At 39.9% G+C, this 3692-nt stretch carries 3 protein-coding genes; 1 reads left to right on the top strand and 2 read right to left on the bottom strand.

Going from position 1 to position 3692, the window contains the following annotated elements:
* Window positions 1-654 (bottom strand): FAD-dependent oxidoreductase (locus tag HGJ98_RS09850; RefSeq protein WP_291350921.1); only part of this gene is annotated, 654 nt, incomplete at its 3' end.
* A 141-nt stretch (window positions 655-795) separates the two neighbouring features.
* Between HGJ98_RS09850 and HGJ98_RS09845 the strand changes: the two genes are divergently transcribed.
* Window positions 796-1931, top strand: a protein-coding gene (locus HGJ98_RS09845) for an IS3 family transposase (protein WP_291350919.1) whose coding sequence is annotated in 2 segments (ribosomal slippage) — window positions 796-1096 and window positions 1096-1931 — 1137 coding nt in all. Because the reading frame shifts where the segments join, the coding sequence is not laid out codon by codon here.
* Between the two features lie 284 nt (window positions 1932-2215).
* Here HGJ98_RS09845 and HGJ98_RS09840 read toward each other — a convergent pair.
* Window positions 2216-3692 (bottom strand): DUF4011 domain-containing protein (locus HGJ98_RS09840; RefSeq protein ID WP_291350917.1); only part of this gene is annotated, 1477 nt, incomplete at its 5' end.

Genomic DNA, 3692 nt, shown 5'->3' with positions numbered 1-3692 from the left:
ACCTGTAACGCCATTCCCTCCTGCCAAAACTTCGATAGGTGTTTTATTTAATTCCCAAGTAATCTTTGTATTTTCTCTTGCGCGGTCCTGCATAATTTTTGAGGCTCGGAGTTCAGTCCTTCTATGCACGATAATGACTTCATTTGCAAATTTAGTTAAAAAACTTGCTTCCTCCATCGCAGAGTCCCCACCGCCTACAATAATTACCTTTTTTCCTCTAAAGAAGAATCCATCGCAGGTTGCACAGGTACTCACTCCTCGCCCGATGTTTTCCTTCTCTCCAGGAATATTTAAAAGTTTAGCTGAAGCACCTGTTGAAAGGATGAGAGACTCTGTTACAATTTCTGCTTTTCCGTTTACTTGTAAGGTATACGGTTTTTTCGAAAAATCAACGTTAGTTACCCATCCTCTTTTAAACTCAGCTCCAAAACGTTCTGCTTGTTTTCTCATATTATCCATGAGTTCTGGTCCCATAATGCCATTAATAAAACCAGGAAAGTTTTCAACTTCAGTTGTTAGTGTTAATTGGCCGCCTGGTTGATCTCCTTCTATAACAATTGGTTTCATATTTGCTCTTGCTAAATAAATAGCAGCTGTTAAACCTGCAGGACCCGTTCCTAAAATAACGACTTTTTCCACGATTATATCCTCCACTGATTTTAATATTTTACGATTATCTTATCCCATCTTTTCTTTATTTACCCAAGGAGTAAAATAAAACTAAAAGGTAGGAAGAGTATAATGTATCCGTACCATTGGACACTAAAAACAATAAAATAAGATAAAGATTATGGTATGAGCAAAAAACGAAGAACTTACAAACCTGAAGAAAAAGCGAATATCGTTTTAGAAATATTAAGGGAAGAAAGTACACTTAATGAGATTGCCCAAAAGTACGGTGTAAGCCCCCAGTTAATTAGCAGATGGCGGACAGAGTTTTTGGACAATATGCCTGCGGTCTTTGACAAAAAAGCTTCGGAAACAGAAAAACTTAAACTAGAACATGAAACCGAAAAGGAGGAACTTATCAATCAAATTGGCCAACTTACGGTTGAGTTGAATTGGCTCAAAAAAAAACAACAACAGGCCTCGGATTGGAGGAAAAAAAGGAACTAATTGAGTTTGAAAATAGCAAGTTATCCATCAAACGTCAATGTGAATTGCTAGATTTGTCAAGGTCTACAGCCTATTATCCCATTCAAATTAAGCAACCGACTCAGGAAGAAATCGACATCAAAAATGCTATAGATCAAATACATTTTAATGAGCCAGCATATGGTTGTCGCAGAATCCAAAAGAATTTGGAAGGGCTTGGTTTTACTATTGGTCTAAAACTAACCCGCAGATACATGCAAGAAATGGATATCGTAGCTTTCTATCCTGGTCCAAACCTGAGTAAACGGGATTTAAAGGAACGAACTTACCCCTACCTCCTTCGGAATGTTAGCATCACCCATAGGAATCAGGTTTGGGGGATTGATATTACGTATTGTGGTACACCATCAGGTTTTATGTATCTTGTGGCTATTATTGACTGGTATTCCCGGTTTATAGTGGGATGGGCATTGAGCAATGTCATGAAGACTGATTTTATTATTCGGGCTATCAAGGGGGCGATCAGAGAGCATGGAAAGCCAGAAATCATAAATAGTGACCAAGGCAGCCAATTTACATCTAAAGATTACATTGACTGTATCAAAGGTTATGAGTCCATTAACATTAGCATGGATGGCAAGGGAAGAGCAAAGGATAACGCCAGGACAGAACGTTTTTTTCGTTCTTATAAATGGGAGAGGCTTTATCTACTCTATCCTGAAACAGTGCCTGAATTAAAACAGATGACAAGAGAATACATCGCTCATTACAATTGGCATAGGCCACATCAGGCATTGGATTATAACACGCCATCCAACATTCACTTTGCCGATTGATACGCTTGGCAAGGATTACTGAACCACAGCGTAGCTGCTTGCCCTTGACCGTGTGCCACTTCTTAGTGAGCACTGGAAGGGGTCGGGGCCCCGCCAGTGGGAACTTAGAAAGTGATTGTCCGTGGTACGCTGTTGATGCGGATGGTTGCCGTAAAGGCATTTTTTTATCCATCCGCCGGCTGGGAACTACCACGGACACAAACGCGGTCAAGGGTGGTGAACTCAGGATAAACCACTAGATATCTAAGGTAAGGCAATTAAAACCCAAAATATAGATGGGAGGTTTATCTTAAAAAATTGGATTTTGTGTCTTGACAAAGGGATACATTACACTGTAGCGTTCTCTTGTTTCCATCCTCAAGGTCAGGATAAATTTTATCCAGCTTATTCTCAATTAACCATGTGTAAGCCGGAGTAATCTTATCGTGGTCAAGCGAATCGAGATATTCAACAGACTTCCTGGCCTGCAGTAGTAATTGATCCATTAACTCGACCATTTCAAGTTTGTCTTTCATGCTTAACGCAGTAAAAGATTTTCGCTGCTTTAACGGATACGAATCATCGCCAAACCGTTCGTACCATTCAGCAAAAGTAAAAACCTTCTCCGATACGTCATCTAAAAGATCGCTGTTTAAGTCTGGCAGCACTTCGGTTAAATCAACAATTTGCGTCGTTTCCCCTACCGGATTTGCATTCCCGTATAAATCGTACAGCCGGAATCCAAAGTCCTGATATTCGTATAAAGCCTTTGCAATGCTATTTAATAACTCCTCTTGAGAAGCTAATTTATTGGATACAGAAGCCAAAAATTTTACAGCCTGCTCATAGGTGACCTGGTTGTGCTCCAGAACGGATGCAATTTTACTATAAAGTTTTTTCCGGTCGTTCTTTTCATCATGCACCAGTGCAATATGGCTGCTTAACCCTAATCCGTCGAGCCGTTGGTAGACAACATCCAAAGCAGCACGTTTTTGGCAAACGACGAGGACTCTCTTCTCTTGTTTCAGGGCATCGGTAATTAAGTTCACGATTACTTGTGATTTCCCTGTACCAGGCGGTCCATGAACCACAATTCCTTTTTTATACCGTGCTTCCTTTATAATTTCCTCTTGTGATCCGTCTGCTTCCAAGAGGTTTAGGATGTCTGGATTATCTTTATTGATCAATTCATCACTATTTTGATTTTCTTGGTCTTCATTTATTTCTTGATCATCAGGCGCGATTAATTCACCTGCCAAAGCTAAATTACTTTCCTCTGATAGTTCAATGAGAGCATCGTAATCTTTAACCAGAGAAGAACTTCCTTGAGGAAAATTCCCAATAACGGCGTTTTCCAATAACGTTACATTGGCCACTTCAGGAATATCCTCTTTCTTATATTCCTTTACCTTCGTCAAGCCGTTTGGAGTAAAAGAAACGTTCATTTCATGTTCCTTTAAAAACGCCACCCAGTTTTGGTAATCATAATTCTTGGCCACCTCCGCTGCTTCCTCAAAAAACTCTTCTGTAAACGTCAGGCTATTCATCTTCTTAAAGGCCAAAAACAACGTACGATTGATCTGTGGACCTCCTTCATCAAGTTTTAAGACCCACTTCTGTGAGTTCACATTGTTCTTTTCCAGCCTTACAGGATACAAAAATAACGGTGCCTGATAAAATGTACCGTCTGCAAAACTTCCCGACAAAAACGGAAAACCTAAATAAAAATCATGAACCCCTGTTTCTTCTTCAATCCCTTTCGTGTTTCTGATCAGGTCTGTC

Source organism: Desulfosporosinus sp., assembly GCF_014237355.1.
In the GTDB taxonomy this organism is placed as follows: domain Bacteria; phylum Bacillota; class Desulfitobacteriia; order Desulfitobacteriales; family Desulfitobacteriaceae; genus Desulfosporosinus.
The sequence above is the reverse complement of the archived record's forward strand: the minus strand, read 5'-3'. Positions and strand labels throughout refer to the sequence as shown.